The following is a 26,205-nucleotide window of genomic DNA, read 5'->3' as shown; positions in this document are numbered from 1 at the left end:
AATATCCTAGGCAATGTAACCTAGGATATTTTTTTCTTATTCCTTTGATAAAAAGAATGGTGGGGTAAATTGGGTGAGGTAGTCATAACAAGTTTGAGCCGCCTGATTATCCTGACAAATAATGAGACAGACATCATCGCCACAAAGCGTAGCGACAATCTCTGGAATTTCCATGGCATCAAGTATTGAGCCAAAAGAACTAGCAAGTCCTGGAAGTGTTTTTAATACAACTTGGTGCTGTACTGGTTTTAGCATAATCAAAGCATCTTCCATATATAGACGAAGTCGTTTTTCCCATCGTGTTGGCATAATCGGATTGACAATGTAGTGAGAAGATGTATCTTCATTGACTTTTACTAAATTAAGTAATTTAATGTCACGCGATAGTGTAGATTGGGTAACGGATACACCGTTCAATTCCAGTAATTCTTGCAGTTCTTGTTGAGTCCGGAGTTTTTTCTCTTTTACTAATGACAGAATTAATTTATGACGACTTTCAATCTTATTCATGGAAGTAACCTCAATTAAAAAGTTTTATTGGATAAACATGGCATCTCCAAAGCTAAAGAAGCGGTAACGTTCTTCAACAGCATGTTTATAAGCTTCTAAGGTAAATTCTCTACCTGCAAAAGCTGAAACAAGCATGACCAAAGTGGATTTTGGAAGATGGAAATTAGTTGAAAATGCATCGACAATTCGGAAGGTATATCCTGGTTTGATGAAAATATTTGTCCAACCAGAATCTGCTTCTAAACGCCCATCAAATTTGTTTCCAATGGTTTCCAGCGTGCGAATAGAAGTGGTTCCAACTGCAACGATACGTCCACCATTTTCTTTGATTTGATTGAGTGTTTGAGCGGCTTCAGCGGTTAGGTTGTAAAATTCTGAATGCATCTCATGCTCATCAACGTTTTCGACAGAGACTGGGCGAAAGGTTCCAAGACCAACATGAAGTGTCAAATAGACTAATTTCACACCTTTGGCTTCAATTTTTTTAAGTAGTTCCTGGGTAAAATGGAGGCCGGCAGTTGGAGCTGCGGCAGAACCATTTTCTTTGGCATAAACAGTCTGGTATCGCTCCCGGTCTTCCAATTTTTCATGAATATATGGAGGGAGTGGCATTTCACCGAGGCTTTCTAAGACTTCTAAGAAGATTCCATCGTAAGTGAACTCAACGATTCGGCCTCCGTGTTCCAATTCCTCTACAATGGTAGCTGTCAAACGTCCATCTCCAAAGGCAACTGTCGTACCGACTTTCAAGCGCTTCGCTGGTTTTGCAAGAACCTCCCACTGATCACCTTGGGTATTTTTCAAAAGTAAAAGTTCTACATGACCATTTGTTTCGGGCTTGTAGCCGTAGAGGCGGGCAGGCAGAACGCGAGTGTTGTTCATCACAAGGGCGTCACCTGGGTGAAGCTGGTCAATAATATGGTCAAAATGGCTATCAACCATGCTGTGCTTCTCGCGGTCGAGGATGAGAAGTTTGGAGCTGTCACGTTTCTCAAGCGGAACTTGGGCAATCAGTTCTTCTGGTAAATCAAAATCAAAATCTGCAGTATTCATATACTCTCCTTAATCTAAAATAATACAGCCATCAAATACATCAATAGGGCAAACGGGAATAGAATGAGTATTACACCAAGCACCGATAGGATGATTTTTATACTTTTTGGCTTTGGAATAAAATAACTGATTAAACAGAGAGCAATTCCTGTAAAAAATAGGATCAATAATTCTTGTGTCATGCCTCCATTATATCATAATTTCAATCAAACGTGGTGTGGATCGATGAAAATTGGTATATATCAATTGACAAAAATTGGTATATACCATATAATATACGTAAGAAATAGGTAAGAGGTGAATCATATGAAAATTCATATTGTAAACAATCAAGTTGAAGGTGCAGTACTAGCTGTAGATTTGTTGAGAGAAAAGTTGGCTAATGGTGCAAAAGTGCTTGGTTTAGCTACGGGTTCTAGCCCATTGGAATTTTATTCGGTCCTTCGCGAATCAGATTTGGACTTTTCTGATGTGACTTCTGTCAATCTGGATGAGTACGTGGGATTGGGTGAAGACAGTGACCAGTCTTATGTTCACTTTATGAAAGAGAATCTTTTCAATGCTAAACCCTTCAAACAATCATTTTTACCAAATGGCTTGGCAAACGACTTGACCGAGGAAATTGCCCGTTACAATCAGATTTTGGCAGACCATCCGGTAGATTTCCAAATTTTAGGAATTGGTCGCAACGGTCATATCGGTTTTAATGAACCAGGAGCGTCATTTGATACTGTTGCTCGTGTGGTTGATTTGGCACCATCAACCATTGAAGCCAATGCTCGTTTCTTTGCTCATTCAGAGGATGTTCCAAAACAAGCGATTTCAATGGGGATTGCCAATATTATGGCAGCCAAGACCATTGTCCTCATGGCTTATGGGGAAGAAAAGGCAGATGCGATTAAAGCTATGGTCGAAGGAGAAGTTACGGAAGAAGTTCCAGCAAGTATCCTCCAAAAACATAAGGATGTAGTATTGATTATCGACCAAGCAGCTGCGAGTAAATTAGGATAGTTGAAAAACGCACAATGGATTATACCTTTTATTAGAAATAAAAATTGTGCTCTCTTTGTCTTTTTCCAGTGAAAAATATAAGCAATATTTATCACTATAAACCATTAAGTTGTGGTATAGAAATCTAGGTTAGAAAATTGACAGTCAATAACTTTTCTTACCTTGAGCAATCACAAAAAAACGGAACTAAGCAAAAAGTCTAAAAATAGCAAAACCGCATGAAATCCTTTCGTCAAAAAACGTTGATTTCATGCGGTTCCTTATTTATCATAATTAAAAAAATATTAGTAGGATTTCGAGTTTTTTCCAGATCCGTTTTACTTATGCTTATTTCCTGAACTTTTAAGCACCCTTAGTGCAACAAACATGTCCCTAGTTTTCAATTGTCCAGTCCAAGTCAGGGCCGACTGGGACAATACCTGTTGGGTTAATGGTTTTATGGCTACCATAGTAATGCTGCTTGATATGGTCGAAATTCACCGTTTCTGCAATACCAGCATGGTTGTAAAGTCGCTTGGTGTAATGCCACAGATTTGGATAGTTGACCAAGGCTTTTATATTACATTTGAAGTGCCCAAAATAGACAGCATCAAAACGAAGCAAGGTCGTGAAGAGACGAATATCTGCTTCTGTCAATTGATTCCCCACTAGATAGTCCTTGTCTGCCAGATGCTCTTCCAATTTATCCAAGGCGGCAAAAAGGTTTTTTACTTCTTTTTCATAAACTGCCTGATTCGTTGAAAAACCTGCCTTGTAGACTCCGTTATTGATGTTTGGATAGACAAAATCATTCATAGCATCGATTTCAGTTTGCAGGTGTTCCGGATAGAAGTCCTCATAGTTACCTGTAATGTCGTTGAAAGCAGTGTTGAACATGCGCATGATTTCAGCGGATTCGTTATTGACAATCGTGTTGGTTTGCTTATCCCAAAGAACTGGAACAGTGACACGACCAGTGTAATTTGGATCAGCTTTTAAATATACCTGATACAAATAGTCGCTGTTAAAGAGGGAATCCTTGATGACACCAGGTCCGTCCGCAAAAGTCCAACCATTTTCCAACATGAGCGGATGGACGATTGACAGGGAAATGTGGTCTTCTAGGCCTTTCAATTTTCGCATGATTAAGGTCCGACTTGCCCAAGGACAAGCTAGTGAAATGTAAAGGTGGTAGCGACCTGATTCCGCTTTGAAACCACCTTTTCCTGTTGGACCTGCTTGCCCATCAGGAGTAATCCAGTTGCGAAATTGTGTGACAGTACGAACAAACTTACCGCCTGTTGACTTGGTGTCATACCATTGATCCACCCATTTACCATCTTGTAAAAGTCCCATGAATTTTCTCCCTTACTGAAAAAATAGGAAATCCTCTAGGAAGATTGGATTTCCTTTGTAAACATATATCACTAATTAGTATTATAGGCTATTCTCTTTCAAAGTCAAGTGAAACGATTTGTGGTAAAATAGTCTCATGAGATTGGACAAGTGTATGGAGGAGGCTCGGATTGGCTCCCGCAAGCAGGTAAAGAAATTATTTAAGTCCCAACAGATTGTCATTGATGGGCAACCCGCTCAAAGCCTAAGCCAAATTGTTGACCCAGAGTTGCAAACGATCCAAGTATCGGGTAAAAAAGTTGCATTAGAAGGCTCTGTCTATTATTTACTTTACAAACCAGCTGGAGTCGTTTCAGCTGTGAGGGATAAAGACCACCAAACTGTCATCGACTTGATTTCCCCACAAGACAGTAGGGAAGGTCTCTACCCCGTCGGTCGTTTAGACAGGGACACCGAAGGTCTAGTCCTTATCACCAACAACGGTCCGCTCGGCTATCGGATGCTCCATCCCAGCCATCATGTGGAAAAGGTCTATTATGTAGAGGTGAATGGACGGTTGGGAGAGGATGCACCAGCATTTTTTGCCTCAGGCATTGCATTCTTGGATGGAACACGGTGTCAGCCTGCAGACTTAATTATTTTGGAAGCTACTTTGGACCATAGCAGAGCGACCATCAAGCTGGCTGAAGGCAAATTTCATCAGGTTAAGAAGATGTTTTTGGCCTATGGTCTCAAGGTCACCTATCTCAAACGCATCGCTTTTGGTGGGTTTGAGCTCGGAGATTTGGAACGAGGTGCATACAGACAACTCAGTCCAAATGAAATGGAACATTTGTTAACTTATTTTGATTAATGTAGGAAATGAGAATGAGCATTTACGATATTACAGTTCAAAAACAAGATGGAACAGATCAGCCCATGTGTGATTTTCAGGGTCAGGTTCTTTTAGTTGTCAATACGGCGCCAGGTTGTGGGTTGGCACCTCAATACAAGGAATTGCAAGAACTCTATGATACTTATAAAGACAAAGGTTTTGTCGTGCTCGATTTTCCTTGCAATCAATTTTTAAATCAGGCTCCCGGTTCTGATGAAGAAATCAATCAGACCTGCAGTTTGACTTACGGCACAACTTTTCCTCGTTTTGCCAAAATTGCCGTAAATGGAGCTGAAGCCAGTCCACTATATCGCTATCTCAAGAAAGAAAAATCGACCTTACTAGGCGGTCGAATCGAGTGGAATTTTACCAAGTTTTTGGTCGATAGACAAGGGCGCGTGGTTAAGCGGTATTTACCAACGACTAGTCCATTAAAACTGAAAGAGGATATTGAACTTTACTTAGAAAAATAACAAGAAGGCTGGAATCATCTAGCCTTCTTGTTTTAGTAACCACAGAAAATAGGGAGCGCCGATAAGGGAGACGATAATACCGGTTGGGATGCCTGTTCCGACAAGTAGCACACGTCCAATTGTATCAGCTGAAAGGAGGATAAAACTTCCCACCAGCATACTGGCTGGAATAATGACACGATGGTCATTTCCTAACCACTTGCGAACAATGTGACCAGCAATGAGGCCGACGAAGGTGATATTACCAACTAAAATGACACTGAGAGAGGCTAAGGCGGTTGCCAATACCAAGGTAATCCGTCTTTCGCGTTGTAAGTGGAGTCCCAATGCCATGGCTGTCTGGTCATTGAGATTCATAATATTGAGGGAACGACTGCGACTATATGTTGCTAGCCAAACTATGAGAAGAAGTGGCGTATAGATTGCGATAGTCTTCCAATCTCCACCATTTACTCGTCCGCTGAGCCACTGGACGATGTATTCCATTTTGAAATCATCCAAGCGACTAATTAGGCTGACCATGATGCCTGATAACATGCTCGAGATACCGACCCCAGTGATAATCAAGCGGGTTGGATGGATACCATATAATTTCTTGCGAGCAATCCAGTAAACCAGAAAAATAGTTAATCCGCCTCCTATCATGGCAAATAGTGGCAACGTATGTACGAAGGTTGGGCTAATTGTTGATGAAAGTCCAACAAAGAGTGCTACAACAAGACCAGCTCCAGCATTAATTCCCAATATGCCAGAATCAGCCAGAGGATTTCGCGTTAATGTTTGTAATAAGAGTCCAGCTAAAGCGAGGGAAGCCCCTCCAATCATTGAGGCGATTATTCTCGGTAAACGAATTCGACCAATGATAAGGAGAGTTGAGGAGCTGGCTCGTCCACTGATGACATCCATCACATCTGAAAAGGACGAGTTGGCGTATCCAACTGATAAGGCGATGAGAAAACCAGCAGATAAGAGGATGAGGAGGAATGAAAAAATCTTGAGATAGTTATGACGTCTTATCAAAGGTGTTTCTCCTTTCGAATCAACCATAGGAAACAAGGTAAGCCTATGATACTGATCACTGCACTAATAGGTGTTTCAGCAGGTGGGTTGATTGAACGACAAACCAAGTCTACCCAGATTAGGAAACTAGCTCCAGCAAAAGCTGTTAAAGGTAAGAGCAGTTTGTAATTTTTTCCTGTAAACATACGGATAAAATGTGGAATGATGAGCCCAACAAATGAGAGGGAACCCACCAGTGCCACTGCAGCAGCTGAGAGCAAAAGGACGATACCCAACAATACCAAGGTCATCAGTACAGTTTGTTGACCAAGATTTTTAGCAACAGTCTCGTTCAGACTCAGGATGGTCAGCTGATGTGAAAAGAGTTGGGCAAGGATGAGGCCCATGATGATAAGAGGAGCTATGATGGCCAGCATTTTCCAGTTTACCTGTACCAATCCCCCTGCTTGCCAACCAATCACAGTTGTTGATAGATCGAAATAGATGGTAATGGCCTGCCCTATTGCGGAAAATAAGCTGGCTACCATTGCACCCGACAAAATCAAACGGAGTTGATGATAGCCTTTTTGCACTTGGTAAGAGAGACCAAAGACCAGACCAGCTGCTAGGCAAGAACCGAGCAAACAGATCACTAAAATTTGACTGTAATGCAAGCTACCAAAAATGGCATAGCCAAGGATGAGGGCGAGTCCTGCTCCAGCATTGATTCCTAATAAGCCAGGATCTGCGATTGCATTGCGCGTTATTCCCTGCATCATCGCTCCTGCTTGAGCCATAGCAGCTCCAACCAAGATGGCAGCCACCATTCGAGGCAATCGTAAATCAATGATGACATCCTGTACTGATGAATCTGTCATCGGATGGCGCAGTGTTTCTACGAGTTGCTGATGACTGTAAGAAATAGCACCAAATCGCAAACTCAAATAGGCACCGATTACGAAAAGCAGGCTAATGATGAAAAAAACAAGAAGAGGCTGGACTAGATGTCCAGCTCCTCTCCTTGAAGAATGAGAACGTATTACTCTATTCATAGTTCATTCCTTTTACTGAATCTCTTTTAATGCAGAGACAAAGGCGTCTATTTGCAAATCAAGTGACATAGGATCTGAGAAGTAGAAGAGGTTATAATCAACTTCAATGATATGTCCATTTTTTACAGCAGGTAAATTTTTCCAAATGTCGCTTTCTTTTAGTGATGATGCGGCGTCTTTGGTTGTTTCATTAACATTTACAAGAAGGTAGTCACCAACATAGTCTGGTAGGGCTTCTTGCGAAATGCCAAACCAGCCATCTTTATTGATGACATCTTCTTGGACTTTAGCAGGAGCAGCGAAACCAAGCGCTCTGTAAGCCAATTCACCACCACGGCCAAAGTTGTTTCCGTAGAGGAAGATGTTTTTATCAAAGAAGTCCATCACTGTAAAGGTCGCACTTGTATCTACAACTCCACTGAGTTCTTCTTTGGTAGCTGCAACTTTTTTATCCCACTGGTCAAGCCAGGCTTGTGCTTCCTTTTCTTTTCCAAAAATCTGACCAACATCCGTCAGCATTTTCAGGTAGTCACTTTTTCCATAGGTGATTTCAATAACTGGCGCGATTTCTTTTAGTGTTTCTATGTTGTCATCACCAGCAAAAACAAGGATAAGGTCTGGATTTTGAGCAGCGATAGCTTCTGTATCTGCTGTTGTTAATAATGGTAGGTCTTTTAATTGGTCACCAAATGCAGGGCTGTCTTTTTCTAGGTCCAGACTATAACTGGAAACATTGATCCCTAATTGCAGGAGATAGCCTGTGTAAGAATAGGCAAAGTTGACAACTTTTTTAGGATTTTTCGGAATATCTCCATAGTAGGTAATGCCTTCAATTTCAGGCATCTTTGACAATTCTACATCTGATGGGGTAGATGCGCTAGAGCAAGCTGTTAAGAAAAACAGCCCAACAACTAAACTACATACTGCTAAAAAATTTTTCATTATTTTTTCTCCTTAGTGTTTTTTTAAATCATAGGTCAATAAAATGGGGTACTCTTGATCAGGTGCCTGTATCAATTGGGGTTCGATGTTGAAAATGTCGCTCAGAATTTCAGTAGTCATGATACTGGACACAGATCCATGGTAGCGAATATCTCCATCTTTCATCGCAATCATATGGTCAGAAAAACGAGCGGATAAATTAACATCATGGAGAACCATCACAATGGTTTTCTGTTGGCTCAGGTTGAGTTCTTTTAAGAGCTCTAAAACTTCCAATTGATGATTGAGGTCAAGATAGGTCGTTGGCTCATCTAAGAAAATGGTATCGGTATCTTGGGCAAGAGCCATGGCAATCCAAACTCGTTGTCTCTGACCACCAGATAGATCATCAACGGGAAACCTGGCGAAAGGAGCGGTTTGGGTCACTTCTAGAGCCCAGTTGATCTTCTCCCTATCCTGATCGGTGAGATAGCCGAGTCCATTTTGATGGGGGTAGCGACCATAAGAGACCAATTCATAGACAGAAAACCCTTCTGTCGCTTCCAATACCTGTGGAAGGAGGGCCAAGTTTTTGGCGACTTCTTTGGTTGGTAGTTGGGCAATGGCCTGGCCATCTAGATAGATAGCTCCTTTTTGAATGGGTAGAATCCTGGTCAATGCCTTGAGTAAGGTAGATTTACCGCACCCGTTGGCACCGATAATAGTGGTTATTTTCTCCTTTGGAATGCTGGTAGATAATTCTTCAATTATCACCCGATGGTCATAGGCTACCTGGATATGTTCTGCTTGAATCGAAGACACAAGTTTCTCCATTTCATAAAAAGATTCTCGTAAAAAATATTACGACCAGTATTATACCAAAAAAACGCTTCAAAACAAAGAGTTTTCTGAAAATTTTAATTTAATAAGAATTGTTATAAAAAGCCCTTGTCAGCTTCGAGCGACAAGGGTAGACTTTATAAGTATTTTTTGGCGATTTCTAAATCACCATCATAAGTTGTTTTTTCACCGTTCACAATCTGATAGGCATCGGCTCCTTTACCGGCTATGATAACAGCATCTTGGGCTGAAGTTGTTTGTCCCATAGCGGTTCGGATTGCTTCTTCTCGGTCCAAGATAAAGGTGCTCGGGCGGTTCATATAGGAACGAATTTGCTCAGCAATAGTAGCTGGATCTTCATGATTGGGATCATCAGCTGTTAGTAAAACATCAACTTGTGGATAGTCATTAAGTAGAAGTCCAAAGTCTTTACGGCGGCTTTCTCCCTTATTACCTGGGGCGCCTAAAATCAGGATGACCTTTCCTGATTGATGTGTGAGGACGACATCAAGCAGTTTTTTTACGCTATCGCCATTGTGAGCGTAGTCAACGAAGACTTTTGCCCCATTTTGCTGGGTTAGAACTTCCATTCGACCCGGTACGCTAGTCTGGGCAATCCCAGCATGAATATCTTCTAGGCTTGCACCTAGGCGAAGACAAGCTAGTCCAGCAGCTATGGCATTTTCTTGGTTGAAATGACCGATGAGCTGAATAGCGTAGTGCCCAGCTAATTTCCCAGTCGCTGTGAAGTCGAATCCTGCTGACTGGGTTATTTCATTTTCAGAAGAAGGGCCATAGAAGTCATGGTCTTTGAACATCACTTGGTCTCTCACGACTTCAAAATGATCCATTCCAGCGTTGACAACAACTGCTCTGCTATTGTCCATCAAAAGACGCTTATGGTAGAAATAGTCTTCAAATGTCGGATGCTCAATGGGACCAATGTGGTCGGGGCTGATGTTGAGGAAGACACCAACATCAAAAGTCAGGCCATAGACACGCTTGACAAGGTAGGCTTGGCTAGAGACTTCCATTACAAGGTGAGTCATCCCATTTTTGACTGCCTCTGCCATCATGGCAAAGAGGTCCAGACTTTCAGGGGTAGTCAATGTTGATTTGAAAAAGGTCTCGCCATCCAGCGTGGTGTTCATGGTCGAAAGCATGGCAGGTTTATGATTCTGTTTGAGAATATGATAGGCAAAATAAGCTGCGGTTGTCTTGCCTTTGGTGCCTGTGAATGCCAAGAGTTTGAGCTGGTTCTGTGGGTTACCGTGAAATTCCATCGCAATCAGACTCATGGCTTGTTTGATGTCATTAACAAGAATGGCTGGAATGCTGACTTCGTAGTCTATTTCTGATACATAGTAGGCCAAGCCGTTTTCAATTGCTTTTTCTAAAAATTCCTTTTTAAAGGCCAAGCCCTTGGCGAAGAAAAGGGTTGTTGGACTTACGGTTCGACTGTCATAGCTCAAAGCGTCGAATTCAATAGCTGTAGGCTCATTCCCTGTAATCAAACGAAAATTTGCATCTGTCTTTAAAATTTCAATTATACGGTCAAATGTTATCATGCTTCTATTGTAAACTTATGAAAGGAATTTGACAAGTGCGGGGGGAAACAACTCATCTAACAATTAGGAATCTGCTTTTGCTAGTGATTGCGGATTCATTCGTTTACTACATAAAAATGAAGATATAACCCATAATGGTTGAAAAAATGATCCAGATTGCTAATTGCCAATTTTTAACGATATTATAGTTGGGGCGGAAAAAAGCATAATAAAATTGAATTGGTAGTAATAGGAGGAATAGTACACCGATTTGACTACGGTCAAATTGCTTTACTGTCAATATTGACCAAACAAGTGCATGATAAAAATAAAAGTTTCTATAATACTGTTGATTGAATGACTTAAACATTGTAAACCCTCCTTCTGATAGTCGAATCTTACTATTATTGTAAATTATTTATAACCAGAAAGCAATAATAAATAGGTTGATATAGTTTTTACTTATACCATTTGTTAAAAAATATATATAAGTCATTTTGGATATTTTATTAACAAAAGTAGTCTATTCATGCTAGACTATTTAATAAGTTAGATTGGAGATTTCGTTATGACAAATTATAAGATAGATACGATTTTAGCCCATGCAGGTATTAACAATGACGAGAAAACAGGTGCCTTGATTTCTCCTATTCACCTTTCGACCACTTATCAGCACCCTGAGTTTGGTCACTCGACCGGTTTTGACTATACGAGAACCAAGAACCCGACACGCGCCAGTTTGGAAGCAACCTTGGCAGCGATTGAAAAAGCAGATTATGCCCTTGCGACGAGTTCAGGCATGGCTGCTCTTGTCTTGCTCTTTAATGGTTTTCCGGTTGGAAGCAAGGTAGTGGCAGCGCGTGATTTGTACGGTGGCTCATTCCGCTGGTTCAACGAGCAGGAAAGTCTAGGCAGATTTCAGTTTACCTATGCGAATAGTGAAGAGGATCTGATTGCAGCAATCACAGACCAGACGGACTATGTTTACTTGGAGACCCCAACCAATCCCTTGATGGTGGAGTTTGACATCGCTAAGGTTTCGGATATCGCCCATGCCAAAGGTGCCAAGGTGATTGTCGATAACACTTTTTACAGCCCTATTTATCAAAATCCTCTTGTTCTAGGAGCAGATGTCGTCCTACACTCAGCGACAAAATATTTGTCAGGTCATAATGATGTCTTGGCTGGGGCTTTGATGACCAATGATAAAGTCTTGTACGATAAGCTATTTTATGACCAAAATACAACAGGCCCAACCCTATCGCCACTGGATGCTTATTTACTCATGCGTGGTTTGAAAACTCTTTCGCTTCGAATGGAGCGGGCGACACAAAATGCTCAGAAAATCGTTGCCTATTTGGAGAAGAGTCCTGCAGTGAAGCAAGTATATTACACAGGAAAAGGTGGGATGATTTCATTGAAGGTGGTTGATGAGAGCAAGATTCCACACATTCTAAATACCTTGAAAATCTTTACTTTTGCGGAGAGCTTGGGTGGGGTAGAAAGTTTGATTACTTATCCAGCTACCCAGACTCACGCAGACATTCCAGCTGATACCCGTCATTCATACGGTTTGACAGATGATCTGCTTCGCTTGTCTATCGGTATTGAGGATGCGGATGATTTGATTGCCGACTTGGAAGTAGCCTTGGAGGGATAAGATGACCAGATATGATTTTACTAGTAAGCCAAATCGCCTAACGCACCATGCTGAAAAATGGAAAAAAGTAGAAGCTGATACTGAACTCTTACCTTTATGGATTGCAGATATGGACTTTGAGCCACTTCCAGAAATTCGCCAAGTAATCCGTGACTACGCAGATCATCACGTCTTTGGTTATCCCTATGCTAGTGACAGTCTTTATCAGTCTATTATTGACTGGGAAGATAGACAGCATGGCTACAAGATTGATAGAGAGTCCATCCTGCTCATCGAAGGTGTTGTTCCTGCCTTAACTGTGGCTATTCAATCTTTGACAGAAGAAGGGGATGCTGTCTTAATTAACACACCAGTTTACCCACCCTTTGCACGGACTGTCAAATTAAACAATCGTCAGCTTGTTACCAATTCACTTGTAGATGTGGATGGCGTTTTTAGAATTGATTTTGACCAGCTTGAAAAGGACATTGTAGAGAATCAAGTGAAACTCTATATTTTCTGTAGTCCACACAATCCAGGAGGTAGGGTTTGGAGCAAGGAAGAACTCTTAGCTATTGGACGTCTCTGTCAGAAACATGGCGTCGTTTTTGTCTCAGATGAAATTCATCAAGATTTGGCCTTATATGGTCACAAACATGATACCTTTAATACGGTAGATGAAAATTTCAAAGATTTTTCAATTATCTTATCATCTGCAACTAAAACATTTAACATTGCTGGAACGAAAAATAGCTTCGCTATTATTGAAAATCCAAGCATTCGCAAGACTTTTGCTAAGCGTCAATTGGCAAACAATCAGCATGAAGTTCCAACAATTGGTTTGTTAACCACAGAAGCTGCCTTCACTTATGGAGATGAGTGGTTGACAGAGTTAAAAAATGTTTTAGAAAAAAATATTGACTATGTTGAAGAGTATTTGACTACCCATACAAGGATCAAGGTTATGAAGCCCCAGGGAACCTACCTTATCTGGCTTGATTTTTCTGACTATCAGCTGGAACATGACCAATTGTTCGAATTGTTGCAAGATCAGGCAAAATTGATTTTGAACGATGGTTTAAGCTTTGGTAAAGAGGGAAAATACCATGCGCGTCTAAATGCGGCAGCTCCATTTGATGTCATTGAAGAAGCCTGTCAACGACTTAGAAACGTTTTTGGATAAAGAAATAAGGACTAGGTGTGAGTAAAATCACCTAATCCTTATTTTTTTGCGTTTTTCGAAATTCTGTCGGGCTCATATGAAAATAATTTTTAAAGGCCGCGCTGAAGGTGAGAGGATCTTGGTAGCCGACAGAATAGGCGATTTCAGTGATACTCCGAGAAGCATCTTCTAATAGTTGACAAGAACGATTCATTTTTACTTGTAAAATATAATCTTTGATAGAATAGCCTGTTTCCTGCTTAAAAATCTTATAGAGATAGCTTCGGCTCAAGGCCAAATAATCCGCTATTTCAGAGACCTTAATCGGATGAGCATAGTGGCTATGTATCATTTTGATGGCCTGCTGAACATAATATTTGGTTTGTGTTTCGGGTTTCATCAGTGTTTCACTTGGAAATTCCTCGATGAGTGCTGCTAAGAGTTGATTGAGATAGCCAATTAGGACCAATTCTGTGATAGAGGGGATGGGATGCATCTGAACATGGTTAATCTGATGCATGTAGCCTAGAATTGGGGACTCTAGACTGGAGTGGAGGTAGTAGTTTTCTAGCAGTTGACTTTGATTCAGTAGGTCTTTTGCTCGTGATCCACTAAAGCCAACCCATATATAGGTCCAAGGATCTAAATCATCAGCTTGATAGAAAATGGAAACATCCTTTGGCAGAATAAACAAATCACCTGCTGATAGATAACTTGTTTTTCCGTCAACAAGAATTTTCCCTTTTCCTTTTGTAATAAAATGCAGGACAAAATTATCACGGATAGTAGGACCGAAGGAGTAGCCCTTGTCACATTGTTCGGCACCGTAATGGTCTACATTTAGGTCAAAATTATGACTATCCAATTCATTATAGATATTTAGAATATTCATTTCAATCCTCCTTAGGAAACATTATAACATGTTTTAAATACAAAAGGCTATTAAATAAAGCGTTTTCATTTTGTACAATAAGACCATAAAGAAGAGATGGGGGAGATGAAAGTGATTGAGATTCATGAAACAAAACAGATTTTTCACCTAAAAACAAGAGAATTTTCTTATATCATTCAAGTATTAAAAACTGGTGATTTGGTTCATCGTTATTTTGGGAAAAAAATCGAAAAATTTAGTGATGGAAACAAAATAACATATTTAGATCGAGCGTTTTCTCCTAGTCCAATTACTGGAGATAGGACATACTCATTGGATGTCCTCCCACTCGAATACTCTAGCAGTGGTCTGGGAGATTTTAGGACTTCTGCATTAGATGTTCGAAATGAATTTGGAACGACCCTAGATTTAAAATTTAAATCGTATAGAACCTATAAAGGAAAGAATGAGTTAAATGGTTTACCAGCAAGTTTTGGAAATCAAGAAGAAGTAGAGAGTCTTGAAATTGATCTTTATGATCAGTTGACAGATGTTACCGTAACACTTCAGTATTCTGTTTTTGAAGAAGCTTCTTATCTCGCACGATCAGCTACAATTCAAACTGGCAAATATCCATGCAAACTAGAGAAAGTCTTGTCTGCAACGCTTGACTTTCCACATCAAGATTTCATTGTTCACAGCTTGACAGGACGCTATGCTTATGAAAAAGAGTGGACACAGACCCCATTGACAAAAGGTCAGTATTCGATTGGTAGCATTCGAGGTGCTTCAAGTCACACAAGAACACCCTTCTTAGCACTAGCCTCACCCGATGCAAGTGAGGACAAGGGCGATGTTTATGTGGCCCAACTTGTCTATAGTGGCAACTTTACAGCATTTGTCGAAACGACAGCCATGGAAACCAGTCGATTGGGATTAGGATTGGAAAGTCACTATTTCTCATGGCAATTGGATAAGGATGATCGTTTTCAAACCCCAGAAGTTCTCTTATCATATACTGATAAAGGATTTACTGGCATGACACAAAATAGTCATCACTTTATTACAAAACACCTCATTCGATCATCGTTTGTAAACAAACCAAGGCCCATTTTAATCAACAACTGGGAAGCGACCTATTTTGAATTTACAGAAGAAAAGATTTTACAGTTAGCTCAAGTCGCAAGTCGAGCTGGTATTGAATTATTTGTTCTGGATGATGGTTGGTTTGGTAAACGAAACAATGATGAAAGTTCATTGGGCGATTGGAAAGTCAATTTGGATAAGTTGCCAAATGGTTTGAATGGCTTAGCAGAGCGAATAAATGAGCTTGGCATGAAATTCGGTCTGTGGTTTGAACCGGAGATGATTTCTATTGATAGCGATCTTTATCGTGAACATCCTGATTGGGCAATTCGCACAGAAGGACGCTTACCAATCTACAGCCGAGAACAATTAGTTTTGGATTTGACCAAGCAAGAAGTCTGTGACTACATCATTGATAGCGTCTCTTCCATATTAGAATCAGCCAATATTTCTTATGTAAAATGGGATATGAACCGTAATATCACCAATATCCCTGAAGGTTTAGCAAATGACCAGCGCTTTGAGTTCCACCATCGTTACATGCTAGGTCTCTACCGTGTATTAGACCACCTTACCAAGCGGTTCCCAGATATTCTTTTTGAATCCTGTGCAGGCGGTGGAGGTCGTAATGATTTGGGAATCATGTATTACATGCCACAGGCTTGGGCAAGTGATGATACAGATGCGATTGAGCGCTTATCTATTCAAGAAGGTACTAGTTTGATTTATCCCCCTTCCTCAATTGGCGCACACGTCTCTGCCGTTCCAAACCATCAGGTTGGTCGTATCACACCTCTTGCTACACGAGGCAATGTGGCTATGATGGGAGGAGCATTTGGTTACGAGCTGGATTTAACGAAACTTTCGGAAAAGGAATTGGATGAAATCAGTCAGCAAATCGAAACCTATCACTCCATTCGTGAAACTATACAATTCGGTCAGCTCTACCGTCTGAAAAAGACGACCAATACCTGGGCTGCCAATTATGTTAGTCAAGATAAGAATCAAGCGGTCTTTACATTTGTAAAAATTCTTGCCAAGCCAGAAGCGCCTTTGCTTCATGTTCGGTTGAAGGGGCTAGACCCGGATGCCTTGTATGAATGCCCTCAATTGGGAGAAACATTCTACGGGGATGAATTGATGAACATTGGTCTTACAATGCCACATGTTCAAAAAGATTATTTTAGTGTACAATATATTTTTAACAAAATCTAGGAGGATTTTATAATGAAAATGAAAACATTTTTAAAATGTGCGTCAGTGTGTGCTTTTGCTAGCTTCTTGGTTGCTTGTGGGAATGCAAGTAGTAGCGATAAGGTAGAAATTGAATATTTCTCACAAAAACCTGAAATGCAAGCGACTCTGCAGGAAATTATTGATGATTTTGAAAAAGAAAATCCTACGATTGATGTTAAATTTTCAAATGTACCAGATGCAGGAACTGTTCTGAAAACCCGTATGGCAAATAACGAAGCGCCAGATGTTATCAACATTTATCCACAAAATGCGGACTTCAAAGCATATGCAGCGGATGGTCGTTTCCTAGAAATTGGTGATGATGCAGGTTTAAACCACTTGAAAGATGGTGCTGTAACACCTTATCTTGTTAATGAAAAAAATTACACCCTTCCTTTGACAGCTAATGCTTATGGTATTTACTATAATAAAGATAAGTTCAAAGAGTTGGGTCTGGAAGTTCCTACTACCTATGCAGAATTTGTGGCTCTGGTAGACAAAATCAAGGCTGATGGCAGTGCAGCACCGTTTGCTCTTTCCTTGAATGATGCATGGTCATTGAACGGTTACCATCAGTTGGCTTGGGTAACTGTTGCAGGTGGATTTGATGGTGCAGAAGATATTCTGATTCGCAGTGCAAAGGGTGCGATTCAAGATGATGCTACAACGAAAGCTGTCTTAGAACGCTTGCAACTACTGACTGATAATGGACAAAAAGGTGCGACAGGCGCGCTCTATGCAGATGCAGTGGCAGCTTTTGCGGCAGGAGATGCCCTCATGCTTCCACAAGGTACATGGGCAGCTACAGCTGTTAACCAACAAGAACCAGAATTTGAATACGGCATGTTTACCTTCCCTGGTGATAAAGAAGGTGGCGACTATACCATCGGTGCAGCTGACCTTGCTCTATCTATTTCCGCAGATACAGAGCACCCAGAAGAAGCTAAAAAATTCCTAGAATACCTCTCTCGTCCAGAAGTTATCCAGAAATACTATGATGTAGATGGCTCACCAACTTCAGTTGAAGGAGTAGACACTGAAGGCAAGTTTGAAGAAACTGCTGGAGTGACACAATATGCCTTCACTGACAAACACGTAGTTTGGTTGCAATCTGAATGGGAATCAGAAGAAGAGTTCTGGAATATCACTGTTGAAATGGTTAAAAATCCAAACTCAGCAGAATTAGTGAAAAAACTGAATGCATTCTTTGACCCAATGAAAAAATAATTCAGAAAAACTATAAGCAGAGGCTAGTTGCAGCCTAGCCTCCTTATAGTTGCCTAGTGTCAGTTTTAGTAACCCTATGGGATTCCTTGAACTGAGACTAAGCAACTATAACTTTATCAAAAAGGAGTACCATGATGAATCAAAAAGGATTTATTGCTAAATATTGGCCCTATCTATTTGTTGCCATACCAATTGGCTTACAGTTAATCTTTTTCTTCTATCCCCTATTTACAGGTATCTATTATAGTTTGACGAATTGGAATGGATTAACATCTGATTTCAAACTAATCGGTATTCAGAATTACTTAGATATTTTAAAAAATCCTGATTTTTATACTTCCATGACTTTTACCATTATCTTCACCATCGGTTTAGTCATTGGTGAAATTGTCATCGGTATTTGGTTAGCGACCCTGCTCAATCGTAAGATTAAAGCAGTTGGTTTCTTTAGAACCTGGTATTTCTTCCCGGCAGTGCTATCCACAGTCACGTTAGGATTGATTTTTGTCCAATTGTTCAACTATGGTTTCACACAAATTGGTGAGATTTTGCATATTGATTGGTTGATGGAAAACTTATTGGTCCAAGAAAATACTGTTATTCCAGCTGTACTTTTTGTGGCTCTTTGGCAAGGGTTGGCGATGCCAGTCATCATCTTCTTGTCTGGTTTACAAAGTATTCCAGAAGATGTGAAGGAAGCAGCAGCTATTGATGGTGCAAGTCGTTCTCAACAGTTCTTCAACATTGAGCTTCCATTCTTATTACCATCTATCAGTATGGTGTTCATCTTGGCAATGAAGTCAGGTTTGACAGCATTTGATCTTATCTTTGCATTGACAAGTGGTGGTCCAGATGGCAAAACAGAATCCTTGGGTTTACTCGTTTACAACTATGCCTTTGTAGACAATAAATTCTCTTATGCTAATGCTTTGGCTGTAGTACTCTTCATCTTCATTATTGTCATCTCATTGATTCAGATGAGAATTTCGAAGAAATTTGAAATTTAGGAGGACTGTCATGAATACTCAAAAACAGAAAAATTGGTGGGTCTATCTCGTACTCTTCAGCGGTATTCTCTTCATGTTTATTCCGCTACTTGTGACGATTATAAGTTCGTTCAAACCAACCAAGGAAATCACGAGCAATTTCTTTGGACTTCCTGAAAATTTCACCTTAAATAACTACGAACGCTTGTTTAATGATGGGATTGTACAATATTTTGGCAATTCTGCCTTGATTACGATTGTAGCTGTTGGCTTGATTTTACTGGTTATTCCAATGGCAGCTTTCGCAGTAGCCCGTCAAATGAAACGTCAGACAGTGTTTAACTTTATCTACTTTTTCTTGATTATTGGGATTTTTGTACCCTTCCAAGTGATTATGCTCCCAATGACCAAATTAATGTCAAGCCTTGGGTTGAACAATATTGTCGGTTTGATTATTCTATATTTGACATATGCAGTTCCTCAGGCCCTCTTCCTCTATGTCGGCTATATAAAGACCATTGTACCTGAGGAAATGGATGAAGCAGCAGCTATTGATGGCTGTGATAAATTTACCATGTACTGGAAAATTATTTTCCCTCTGATGAAACCCATGCATGCAACTGTTTTGATTATCAATGCCCTCTGGGTCTGGAATGATTTCCTCTTGCCTTTATTAGTATTGAACCGTGATCAAAGCATGTGGACTTTACCTCTTTTCCAATACAACTATCAAGGTATGTATTTCAGTGACTACGGTCCATCATTTGCATCTTACGTTGTAGGAATTATCCCAATCTTACTTGTTTATCTCATCTTCCAAAAACATATTATTTCAGGTATGACAAGTGGTTCTGTCAAATAATTACAAAGGTTGACTTGTTCAACCTTTTCTAACAATGAAAAAAGAAAAGGCTTACAAAGGAGAAAATCTATGAAAATTAAAAATCAAGCTATGTTGATTACTTATTCGGATAGTTTAGGCAAGAATCTTAAGGATTTGAAAAAAGTTCTAGAGGGACCATTAAAGGATGTTGTGGGAGGTATCCATATTCTGCCGTTTTTCCCATCATCAGGTGACCGTGGGTTTGCGCCAATGGACTATACAAAGGTAGATCCTGCATTTGGAGATTGGTCAGATATTGAAGCACTAAGCAAAGACTACTATCTGATGTTCGATTTTATGATCAATCATATTTCTGCAAAATCTCCTTATTTCCTTGATTTTCTTGAAAAGAAGGATGAATCAGCTTATGCGGATTTGTTTATTCGCTATAAAAACTTTTGGCCAAATGGTGAGCCAGCGCAAGAAGATGTTGATTTGATCTATAAGCGTAAACCTCGTGCTCCATATCGAATTGCAACATTTGCTGATGGTAGCGAGGAGAAGGTATGGTGTACCTTTGATGAGCAACAGATTGACTTGGATGTGACTACAGAGACAACACGCCGGTTCATCCAAGAAAATCTGGAACAGTTGGCAGAACATGGTGCTTCGATCATTCGTTTGGACGCCTTTGCTTATGCCAATAAAAAAATAGGAACCAACTGTTTCTTTGTGGAGCCTGATATTTGGGAAATGCTCCATTTTCCACGTCAGTTATTGGCACCAAAAGATGTAGAAATCTTACCAGAAATTCATGAACACTACACCATTCAGCAAAAAATTGCGGAACAGGATTATTATGTTTATGACTTTGCCTTGCCAATGCTGGTTCTCCACGCTTTGTATTCTGGTCATGTCAATCGTCTGGTTCACTGGATGGAGATTTGCCCTCGTAAGCAATTTACAACTCTTGATACACATGATGGAATAGGGGTTGTGGACGTTAAGGATTTGCTGACGGATGAGGAGACAGAGGAAACGCGTGAAGCCTTATATGCACAAGGTGCTAATGTGAAGAAAATTTATAGTACAGAAGCCTATAATAATTTGGATATTTATCAGATTAACTGTACATATTATTCTGCCCTTGGCAATAACGATCAAGCTTACCTATTAGCGCGTGTTCTCCAATGTTTTGCACCAGGTATTCCACAGATTTACTATGTTGGTTTACTTGCAGGCGAAAATGATATTGAACTTTTAGAATCAAGTAAGGAAGGTCGCAATATCAATCGCCATTACTATGATTTGGAAGAAATTGAGCAGGAAGTGCAACGTCCTGTGGTACAATCCTTGTTCAAACTCCTTAAATTCCGCAATACAAGTCCAGCTTTCGACGGAGAGTTCTCTGTTAAGATGCTGGATGAAACAAGTATGGAAATTTTCTGGAATAATCAAGATGCAGGGGTATCTGCCCGCCTAACAGCAAACCTAAAAGAAAAAACCTTTGAAATTGTTGAAATAGAAGAGGGAAAAATTACCACAATTGAGTTATAATATGATTATATAGAAATAGGGGGATTCCCCTTTTTCTTGCGTAAATAAGATTGTACAGAAAGGATCAATCAAATGTCAGAAATACAAAAGACAGATTGGTGGAAGAAGTCCGTCATTTACCAAATTTACCCTCGTAGTTTTCAAGATTCAAATGGAGATGGAGTAGGGGATATTCGAGGGATTATCAGCCGATTAGATTATCTTCACGAGCTTGGAATTGATGCTATTTGGCTCAGTCCTGTTTATCAGTCACCCATGGATGACAATGGTTACGACATCAGTGACTACCAAGGAATTGCTCCAGAATTTGGGACCATGGAAGATATGGAAGAGCTGATTGCAGAAGGCCATAAGCGCAATATCAAAATAATCATGGATTTGGTGCTCAATCATACCTCGGATGAACATTTCTGGTTTCAAGAAGCCCTCAAAGGACCAGATAATCCCTATTATGACTATTATGTTTGGGCTGATGAACCGAATGAATTACACTCGACCTTCTCAGGCTCTGCTTGGGAATACGTTCCACATCTGAACAAATACTATCTCCACCAATTCTCTGTTAAGCAACCGGATTTGAACTGGAAAAATCCTGCTCTGAAACAAGAAATCTGGGACATGATCAATTTTTGGATTGAAAAAGGTGTCGGCGGTTTCAGGCTAGATGTGATTGATTTGATTGGAAAAGAACCGGAAAAATTAATTACAGCTGATGGACCGACTCTCCACCCTCTTATTCAGGAATTAAATGAGAAAACCTTTGGTGCTTACGATTTAGTGACTGTTGGGGAAACCTGGAGTGCCAATCCAGAAAATGCTCAGTTATATTCGCATCCTGATCGTAAAGAATTTTCGATGATTTTCCAATTTGAACATGTAGGACTTGATCAGCAGGAAGGGAAAGAAAAGTGGGATTTGGCACCGCTTGATCCAGCTCGTTTGCATAAGGTTCTATCCAAATGGCAGACTGAACTGGTTGGTAAAGGCTGGAACTCTCTTTTCTGGAATAATCATGATTTACCTCGTGCCATTTCTCGCTTCGGTGATGATCGACCTGCATTTCGTGAGCTAAGTGGTAAAATGTTGGCTATTTATCTTCATTTTATGTCAGGGACACCTTATATCTACCAAGGTGAGGAAATTGGTATGATTAATACACCAATTACAGATATTAACCAAGCAGACGATATCGAAACACGTCGCATGTATGCAGAACGGATTGAAAATGGCTTTACCAAGGAGGAATTGATTACTTCTATAAATGCCAAAGGTCGTGACAATGCTCGCCGTCCAATGCAATGGACAGGAGCAGAAGGAGCGGGCTTCAGTACAGGTCAAGCCTGGCTGGCTTTGGGAGATACTGTCAAAGACATCAACGTTGAAAAAGCACTTGCAGACAAACAATCGCTTTTCTATACTTATCAAAAATTAATTGCTCTTCGGAAAGAGTACCCTTGTATGTCTGAAGGAAAATATGAAGTGATGGAGACTGGAAATAGCTCGGTAATGGCCTACCGTAAATATGATGAACAGGATGATTTCATCATTCTGGTAAATTTCACAAGTGATGAGCAAGCCTTCGAAGTATCGAGCGAGGGATATTCCCTGTTTATGCATAATTACGAAGAGGCTGCATTTTTGGCTGGACAATTATTGAGACCGTATGAGGCAATCGTTCTCAAAAAATAAGATATAGTCATTTGAATTAACTTTGATACATCGTCACTTTCGGCTTGCCGTACTCTAGTACAGCCTACGCCTCAGTTCCTTGTCTGAAAGCTAATTCAATCGACAACAATTTTCAATATTCACGAGCTTTTTTCATGAATTTTTGGTAAAATAGAAAAAACAAAAAAGAGAGGTTTTATCATCATGGGTAAATTCCAAGTCATTTCACACCCACTCATTCAGCATAAATTATCTATCCTTCGTAGAACTACAACTTCTACAAAAGATTTCCGTGAGTTGGTCAATGAAATTGCCATGTTAATGGGCTACGAAGTGTTGCGTGACTTGCCACTTGAAGATGTAGAAATTGAAACACCGATTACAAAAACAGTTCAAAAACAAATTGCAGGTAAGAAATTAGCTATTGTGCCAATTCTTCGTGCTGGTATTGGTATGGTCGATGGTTTGCTTAGCTTGGTTCCGGCAGCTAAAGTTGGTCATATTGGTATGTACCGAGATGAAGAAACCTTACAACCAGTTGAATACCTTGTGAAATTGCCAGAAGATATTGATCAACGCCATATCTTGGTAGTAGACCCAATGTTAGCAACTGGTGGTTCAGCAATTCTTGCTGTTGATTCATTGAAAAAACGTGGAGCTTCAAATATTAAATTTGTTGCCTTGGTATCCGCTCCAGAAGGTGTGAAAGCACTTCAAGATGCACATCCAGATATCGATATCTTTACAGCAGCCTTGGATGAAAAACTCAATGATAAAGGCTATATCGTTCCAGGTCTTGGAGATGCTGGTGATCGCCTTTTCGGTACTAAATAATCTCCGTATGGCTGGGCAAAATGCCCAGGACCACTACTCAAAGTTCGTGTCAACATCTCAGCGCAGTGGTTGATTGGCAGATTTGTTCGTGTTTTGCACTCCAAATCTGACCTAATCAACTGTGCGGGGGTGGGAAGACGAACTCTTTTTAATTTGGTCGAGTTCTTATACGAAAACTCAAAAGAATGCAAAAACTCCCTCCCTATGATATAATCAAAGCGAAAAAATTTTTTATGTTAGGCTACTAGCTCGTCCCTAGTAGTCTTTTTCTGTGCTAAAAATTCAGGATACGTTATCTGCTCTTTTAAGAGAATATAAGCTATTTTTAATAATTGATGTGCGAGGGCGATTGTTGCTTTTTGTGAACCACGTCGACTTTGAATCTGATAAAATCGTTCAGCTAGAGGACTTCCTTTTTGTCTTTTGATAGCGAAAGCGGCCTGGCATAAACATTTCTTTAGATATGAATTACCATGTCGAATCTTGGTACTTCGTTTCTTACCAGCACTCTCATTGTTACCTGGACAGAGTCCTGCCCAAGAGGCTAGATGTCCAGCAGTTGGAAATTGACTCATGTCAGCTCCAACTTCAGAGATAATGACAGAGGCTGTAATGACATCAATACCTGGGATAGAATCCAGAATTTCTACCTGCTTCTCGTATTGTGATAGATAGTCATTAATTCGGTCCTCCAATATTTCAATCTGCTTCTGATAAAAATCATGAAGCTCTAAGGATTGCTTTAACATGAAGCCATGATGGTCAGAGAAATAACCATCCATAGCATTAAGAAGTTGAGGTACCTCCTTCTTCAAGCTTGTATAAACTGATTGATGAACAATGCGAGGCGTGATAGGCGTCTTGTCAATCAGTAGTTGAAGGAGATTACGACCTGAAGCACCCATAATATAGTAAAATGAAACAAAAATAGTACATTTATGGTATAATGTACTTATGGCATATTCATTAGATTTTCGTAAAAAAGTTCTCGCATACTGTGAGAAAACCGGCAGTATTACTGAAGCATCTGTTGTTTTCGATATTTCCCGCAACACCATCTATCAATGGCTAAAATTAATGGAGAGTACAGGCGAGCTTCATCACCAAGTTAAGGGAACCAAACCAAGAAAAGTTGATAGAGAAAAATTAAAGAACTATCTTGAAGCTCATCCAGATGCTTTTTTGACTGAAATAGCTTCTGAATTTGGCTGTCATCCAACAGCTATTCATTACGCTCTCAAAGCTATGGGGTATACTCGAAAAAAAAGAGCTGTACCTACTATGAACAAGACCCTGAGAAAGTAAATCAGTTCCTTAAAGAATTTAATAACTTAAGTCACTTGACACCTGTTTATATTGACGAGACAGGGTTTGAGACATATTTTCATCGAGAATATGGTCGATCTTTGAAAGGTCAGTTGATCACTGGTCAGGTCTCTGGAAGAAGATTCCAGCGGCTATCTTTAGTCGCAGGTCTTATAAACGGTGAGATTATAGCCCCAATGACCTACAAAGAAACCATGACTAGTGACTTTTTCGAAGCTTGGTTTAAAACATTCTTACTACCCACTTTAGATAGACCATCTGTTATCATTATGGACAATGCAAGGTTTCATCGGATGAGTAAGCTAAAAGAGTTATGCAAGGAGCAGGGTCATAGACTTTTACCACTTCCTCCTTACTCACCTGAGTATAATCCCATTGAGAAAACATGGGCTCAAATTAAAAAACACCTCAGAAAAGTATTGCCAAATTGCGATACTTTTCTTGAGGCACTTTTGTCCTGTTCTTGTTTCAATTAACTATATCTTCGATATAGGTCGTTAGCTTGATACCACCTGACTGAAGAATTTTATGGATACGATTGGTCTCCTTATTACGACTTTCCACATAATGTTTTCGTTGTCTGGTCAACTCCCTCAATTCTTGAATGGTTTCATCGGGAACGAAACTCCGAGGTAGTAGACCAATCCGTGTTAATTTGGCAATCCAGAGAGCATCTTTCTTGTCAGTTTTCTGACCTGGAATTGCCTTCATGTGGGCTGGTTGTGCGAGTATCAACTCGAAGTCATCACAGAGAGCATGCCAGACAGGTCGCCAATAGACACCTGTGCTTTCCATACCAACAGCTTCCACATGAAATTGACTGAGAAAATCGTGGCAAGTACGTAGGCCTTTAGTCGTTGTATCAAATGTAGCCATCTCACGCTTTGGACGAGTTGAGGTGAGAGATCCGTGTAGGATACAAACGACAATATTGGCTTGATGGACATCAATACCTGCACAAGATTGATAGAGAACATCCATGATAATTCCCTCCTTCTAAAAATTAGAGAGCTTATCTACCGAATTTTAGTCGTATTTTTATACTCATGCCTATCGCATATTTTGGGGTGCTCGTCAGTAGAGTGGATCAGTTTTTCCCTCGATGTTTAACATCATTAACTCGTCAACCACAAAGCCCTCACTATGATTATACACCTAGTGAGGGCTTTATGTTC

General features: G+C 40.1%; 24 protein-coding genes and 2 pseudogenes. 13 read left to right on the top strand and 13 right to left on the bottom strand.

Going from position 1 to position 26,205, the window contains the following annotated elements:
• Positions 1–36: 36 nt before the first annotated feature.
• Genes L6410_RS07115 through L6410_RS07105 form a run of 3 tightly spaced genes read right to left on the bottom strand, consistent with a single transcriptional unit; the run spans position 37 to position 1,745 of the window.
• A complete protein-coding gene (locus tag L6410_RS07115) occupies positions 37–510 on the bottom strand; it encodes an arginine repressor (RefSeq protein ID WP_172040157.1) in 474 nt (157 codons plus the stop codon).
• Positions 511–534: 24 nt separating this feature from the next.
• Positions 535–1,563: a tRNA preQ1(34) S-adenosylmethionine ribosyltransferase-isomerase QueA gene (gene queA / locus L6410_RS07110; RefSeq protein WP_172040158.1), complete on the bottom strand. Its 1,029-nt coding sequence runs from the start codon at positions 1,561–1,563 to the stop codon at positions 535–537.
• Between the two features lie 14 nt (positions 1,564–1,577).
• Entirely contained in the window at positions 1,578–1,745 is a 168-nt protein-coding gene (locus tag L6410_RS07105; protein WP_172040159.1) for a hypothetical protein, read from the bottom strand.
• Positions 1,746–1,869: 124 nt separating this feature from the next.
• Here L6410_RS07105 and L6410_RS07100 point away from each other — a divergent pair, with 124 nt between their 5' ends.
• Positions 1,870–2,574 (top strand): glucosamine-6-phosphate deaminase, encoded by a 705-nt coding sequence (locus L6410_RS07100; protein ID WP_237395208.1) that lies wholly within the window; start codon positions 1,870–1,872, stop codon positions 2,572–2,574.
• A 372-nt stretch (positions 2,575–2,946) separates the two neighbouring features.
• On the opposite strand, the gene L6410_RS07095 is transcribed toward L6410_RS07100, so the two are convergent.
• On the bottom strand, positions 2,947–3,909 hold the full coding sequence (locus L6410_RS07095) for a glutathione S-transferase family protein (RefSeq protein ID WP_237395207.1): 963 nt from the start codon (positions 3,907–3,909) through the stop codon (positions 2,947–2,949).
• A 136-nt stretch (positions 3,910–4,045) separates the two neighbouring features.
• Between L6410_RS07095 and L6410_RS07090 the strand changes: the two genes are divergently transcribed.
• Complete coding sequence (locus tag L6410_RS07090) at positions 4,046–4,762, top strand: pseudouridine synthase (RefSeq protein WP_237395206.1); 717 nt, start codon at positions 4,046–4,048, stop codon at positions 4,760–4,762.
• Between the two features lie 14 nt (positions 4,763–4,776).
• Positions 4,777–5,256, top strand: a complete 480-nt coding sequence (locus L6410_RS07085) for a glutathione peroxidase (protein WP_237395205.1) — start codon at positions 4,777–4,779, stop codon at positions 5,254–5,256.
• Positions 5,257–5,274: 18 nt separating this feature from the next.
• On the opposite strand, the gene L6410_RS07080 is transcribed toward L6410_RS07085, so the two are convergent.
• The 6 genes from L6410_RS07080 to L6410_RS07055 form a co-directional block, all read right to left on the bottom strand.
• Complete coding sequence (locus tag L6410_RS07080) at positions 5,275–6,276, bottom strand: FecCD family ABC transporter permease (protein ID WP_172075281.1); 1,002 nt, start codon at positions 6,274–6,276, stop codon at positions 5,275–5,277.
• Entirely contained in the window at positions 6,273–7,307 is a 1,035-nt protein-coding gene (locus tag L6410_RS07075; protein WP_237395204.1) for a FecCD family ABC transporter permease, read from the bottom strand. The genes L6410_RS07080 and L6410_RS07075 overlap by 4 nt, the downstream gene beginning before the upstream one ends.
• Positions 7,308–7,319: 12 nt before the next feature.
• Positions 7,320–8,249 carry an ABC transporter substrate-binding protein gene (locus tag L6410_RS07070; protein WP_237395203.1) on the bottom strand — a complete coding sequence of 310 codons (930 nt, stop codon included), beginning with the start codon at positions 8,247–8,249 and terminating at the stop codon, positions 7,320–7,322.
• Positions 8,250–8,261: 12 nt separating this feature from the next.
• Positions 8,262–9,050, bottom strand: a complete 789-nt coding sequence (locus L6410_RS07065) for an ABC transporter ATP-binding protein (protein WP_237395202.1) — start codon at positions 9,048–9,050, stop codon at positions 8,262–8,264.
• Positions 9,051–9,205: 155 nt separating this feature from the next.
• A complete protein-coding gene (locus L6410_RS07060) occupies positions 9,206–10,636 on the bottom strand; it encodes a UDP-N-acetylmuramoyl-L-alanyl-D-glutamate--L-lysine ligase (protein ID WP_237395201.1) in 1,431 nt (476 codons plus the stop codon).
• 106 nt (positions 10,637–10,742) lie between these two features.
• Entirely contained in the window at positions 10,743–10,985 is a 243-nt protein-coding gene (locus tag L6410_RS07055) for a hypothetical protein (protein WP_024397426.1), read from the bottom strand.
• A 198-nt stretch (positions 10,986–11,183) separates the two neighbouring features.
• Here L6410_RS07055 and L6410_RS07050 point away from each other — a divergent pair, with 198 nt between their 5' ends.
• Positions 11,184–12,275: a cystathionine gamma-synthase gene (locus tag L6410_RS07050; protein WP_237395200.1), complete on the top strand. Its 1,092-nt coding sequence runs from the start codon at positions 11,184–11,186 to the stop codon at positions 12,273–12,275.
• 1 nt (position 12,276) lies between these two features.
• Positions 12,277–13,437 (top strand): MalY/PatB family protein, encoded by a 1,161-nt coding sequence (locus L6410_RS07045; protein WP_237395199.1) that lies wholly within the window; start codon positions 12,277–12,279, stop codon positions 13,435–13,437.
• Positions 13,438–13,468: 31 nt separating this feature from the next.
• Here the strand turns inward: L6410_RS07045 and L6410_RS07040 are convergent, their stop codons facing one another.
• The gene (locus L6410_RS07040) at positions 13,469–14,308 is read right to left on the bottom strand and encodes an AraC family transcriptional regulator (protein WP_024397423.1); all 840 of its coding nucleotides are present in this window, start codon (positions 14,306–14,308) and stop codon (positions 13,469–13,471) included.
• 105 nt (positions 14,309–14,413) lie between these two features.
• Between L6410_RS07040 and L6410_RS07035 the strand changes: the two genes are divergently transcribed.
• From L6410_RS07035 to upp, 7 genes are all read left to right on the top strand, one after another.
• The gene (locus L6410_RS07035) at positions 14,414–16,588 is read left to right on the top strand and encodes an alpha-galactosidase (protein WP_336512761.1); all 2,175 of its coding nucleotides are present in this window, start codon (positions 14,414–14,416) and stop codon (positions 16,586–16,588) included.
• Positions 16,589–16,600: 12 nt separating this feature from the next.
• On the top strand, positions 16,601–17,836 hold the full coding sequence (locus tag L6410_RS07030; protein ID WP_172025221.1) for an extracellular solute-binding protein: 1,236 nt from the start codon (positions 16,601–16,603) through the stop codon (positions 17,834–17,836).
• 134 nt (positions 17,837–17,970) lie between these two features.
• Positions 17,971–18,843 carry a carbohydrate ABC transporter permease gene (locus L6410_RS07025; RefSeq protein WP_237396740.1) on the top strand — a complete coding sequence of 291 codons (873 nt, stop codon included), beginning with the start codon at positions 17,971–17,973 and terminating at the stop codon, positions 18,841–18,843.
• 10 nt (positions 18,844–18,853) lie between these two features.
• Complete coding sequence (locus tag L6410_RS07020; protein ID WP_002937312.1) at positions 18,854–19,684, top strand: carbohydrate ABC transporter permease; 831 nt, start codon at positions 18,854–18,856, stop codon at positions 19,682–19,684.
• A gap of 69 nt (positions 19,685–19,753) precedes the next feature.
• Positions 19,754–21,202: a sucrose phosphorylase gene (gene gtfA / locus L6410_RS07015; protein ID WP_237395197.1), complete on the top strand. Its 1,449-nt coding sequence runs from the start codon at positions 19,754–19,756 to the stop codon at positions 21,200–21,202.
• 72 nt (positions 21,203–21,274) lie between these two features.
• A complete protein-coding gene (locus L6410_RS07010; protein WP_237395196.1) occupies positions 21,275–22,891 on the top strand; it encodes a glycoside hydrolase family 13 protein in 1,617 nt (538 codons plus the stop codon).
• 183 nt (positions 22,892–23,074) lie between these two features.
• Positions 23,075–23,704 carry a uracil phosphoribosyltransferase gene (gene upp / locus L6410_RS07005; RefSeq protein ID WP_024391947.1) on the top strand — a complete coding sequence of 210 codons (630 nt, stop codon included), beginning with the start codon at positions 23,075–23,077 and terminating at the stop codon, positions 23,702–23,704.
• 244 nt (positions 23,705–23,948) lie between these two features.
• Here the strand turns inward: upp and L6410_RS07000 are convergent.
• Positions 23,949–24,612: pseudogene (locus L6410_RS07000) on the bottom strand (transposase); the annotation flags it as partial.
• A gap of 46 nt (positions 24,613–24,658) precedes the next feature.
• Between L6410_RS07000 and L6410_RS06995 the strand changes: the two are divergent.
• Positions 24,659–25,506, top strand: a protein-coding gene (locus L6410_RS06995; RefSeq protein WP_172016537.1) for an IS630 family transposase whose coding sequence is annotated in 2 segments (ribosomal slippage) — positions 24,659–24,962 and positions 24,962–25,506 — 849 coding nt in all. Because the reading frame shifts where the segments join, the coding sequence is not laid out codon by codon here.
• Here L6410_RS06995 and L6410_RS06990 read toward each other — a convergent pair.
• Positions 25,505–26,011 (bottom strand): annotated as a pseudogene (locus tag L6410_RS06990) (IS110 family transposase); the annotation flags it as partial. The gene L6410_RS06995 and the pseudogene L6410_RS06990 sit on opposite strands and share 2 nt — an antisense overlap.
• Positions 26,012–26,205 lie beyond the last annotated feature (194 nt).

This window comes from Streptococcus parasuis (genome assembly GCF_021654455.1).
Classification (GTDB): Bacteria; Bacillota; Bacilli; order Lactobacillales; family Streptococcaceae; genus Streptococcus; species Streptococcus parasuis.
Note: the sequence above shows the minus strand (reverse complement) of the source record. Positions and strands in the feature narration are given on the sequence as shown.

What these genes read in the sequence shown, in the direction of transcription:
- L6410_RS07115 (WP_172040157.1), bottom strand. Translation starts at nt 510, where the DNA reads ATGAATAAGATTGAAAGTCGTCATAAATTAATTCTGTCATTAGTAAAA.
- queA (WP_172040158.1), bottom strand. Translation starts at nt 1,563, where the DNA reads ATGAATACTGCAGATTTTGATTTTGATTTACCAGAAGAACTGATTGCC.
- L6410_RS07105 (WP_172040159.1), bottom strand. Translation starts at nt 1,745, where the DNA reads ATGACACAAGAATTATTGATCCTATTTTTTACAGGAATTGCTCTCTGT.
- L6410_RS07100 (WP_237395208.1), top strand. Translation starts at nt 1,870, where the DNA reads ATGAAAATTCATATTGTAAACAATCAAGTTGAAGGTGCAGTACTAGCT.
- L6410_RS07095 (WP_237395207.1), bottom strand. Translation starts at nt 3,909, where the DNA reads ATGGGACTTTTACAAGATGGTAAATGGGTGGATCAATGGTATGACACC.
- L6410_RS07090 (WP_237395206.1), top strand. Translation starts at nt 4,046, where the DNA reads ATGAGATTGGACAAGTGTATGGAGGAGGCTCGGATTGGCTCCCGCAAG.
- L6410_RS07085 (WP_237395205.1), top strand. Translation starts at nt 4,777, where the DNA reads ATGAGCATTTACGATATTACAGTTCAAAAACAAGATGGAACAGATCAG.
- L6410_RS07075 (WP_237395204.1), bottom strand. Translation starts at nt 7,307, where the DNA reads ATGAATAGAGTAATACGTTCTCATTCTTCAAGGAGAGGAGCTGGACAT.
- L6410_RS07070 (WP_237395203.1), bottom strand. Translation starts at nt 8,249, where the DNA reads ATGAAAAATTTTTTAGCAGTATGTAGTTTAGTTGTTGGGCTGTTTTTC.
- L6410_RS07060 (WP_237395201.1), bottom strand. Translation starts at nt 10,636, where the DNA reads ATGATAACATTTGACCGTATAATTGAAATTTTAAAGACAGATGCAAAT.
- L6410_RS07055 (WP_024397426.1), bottom strand. Translation starts at nt 10,985, where the DNA reads ATGTTTAAGTCATTCAATCAACAGTATTATAGAAACTTTTATTTTTAT.
- L6410_RS07050 (WP_237395200.1), top strand. Translation starts at nt 11,184, where the DNA reads ATGACAAATTATAAGATAGATACGATTTTAGCCCATGCAGGTATTAAC.
- L6410_RS07045 (WP_237395199.1), top strand. Translation starts at nt 12,277, where the DNA reads ATGACCAGATATGATTTTACTAGTAAGCCAAATCGCCTAACGCACCAT.
- L6410_RS07040 (WP_024397423.1), bottom strand. Translation starts at nt 14,308, where the DNA reads ATGAATATTCTAAATATCTATAATGAATTGGATAGTCATAATTTTGAC.
- L6410_RS07035 (WP_336512761.1), top strand. Translation starts at nt 14,414, where the DNA reads ATGAAAGTGATTGAGATTCATGAAACAAAACAGATTTTTCACCTAAAA.
- L6410_RS07030 (WP_172025221.1), top strand. Translation starts at nt 16,601, where the DNA reads ATGAAAATGAAAACATTTTTAAAATGTGCGTCAGTGTGTGCTTTTGCT.
- L6410_RS07025 (WP_237396740.1), top strand. Translation starts at nt 17,971, where the DNA reads ATGAATCAAAAAGGATTTATTGCTAAATATTGGCCCTATCTATTTGTT.
- L6410_RS07020 (WP_002937312.1), top strand. Translation starts at nt 18,854, where the DNA reads ATGAATACTCAAAAACAGAAAAATTGGTGGGTCTATCTCGTACTCTTC.
- gtfA (WP_237395197.1), top strand. Translation starts at nt 19,754, where the DNA reads ATGAAAATTAAAAATCAAGCTATGTTGATTACTTATTCGGATAGTTTA.
- L6410_RS07010 (WP_237395196.1), top strand. Translation starts at nt 21,275, where the DNA reads ATGTCAGAAATACAAAAGACAGATTGGTGGAAGAAGTCCGTCATTTAC.
- upp (WP_024391947.1), top strand. Translation starts at nt 23,075, where the DNA reads ATGGGTAAATTCCAAGTCATTTCACACCCACTCATTCAGCATAAATTA.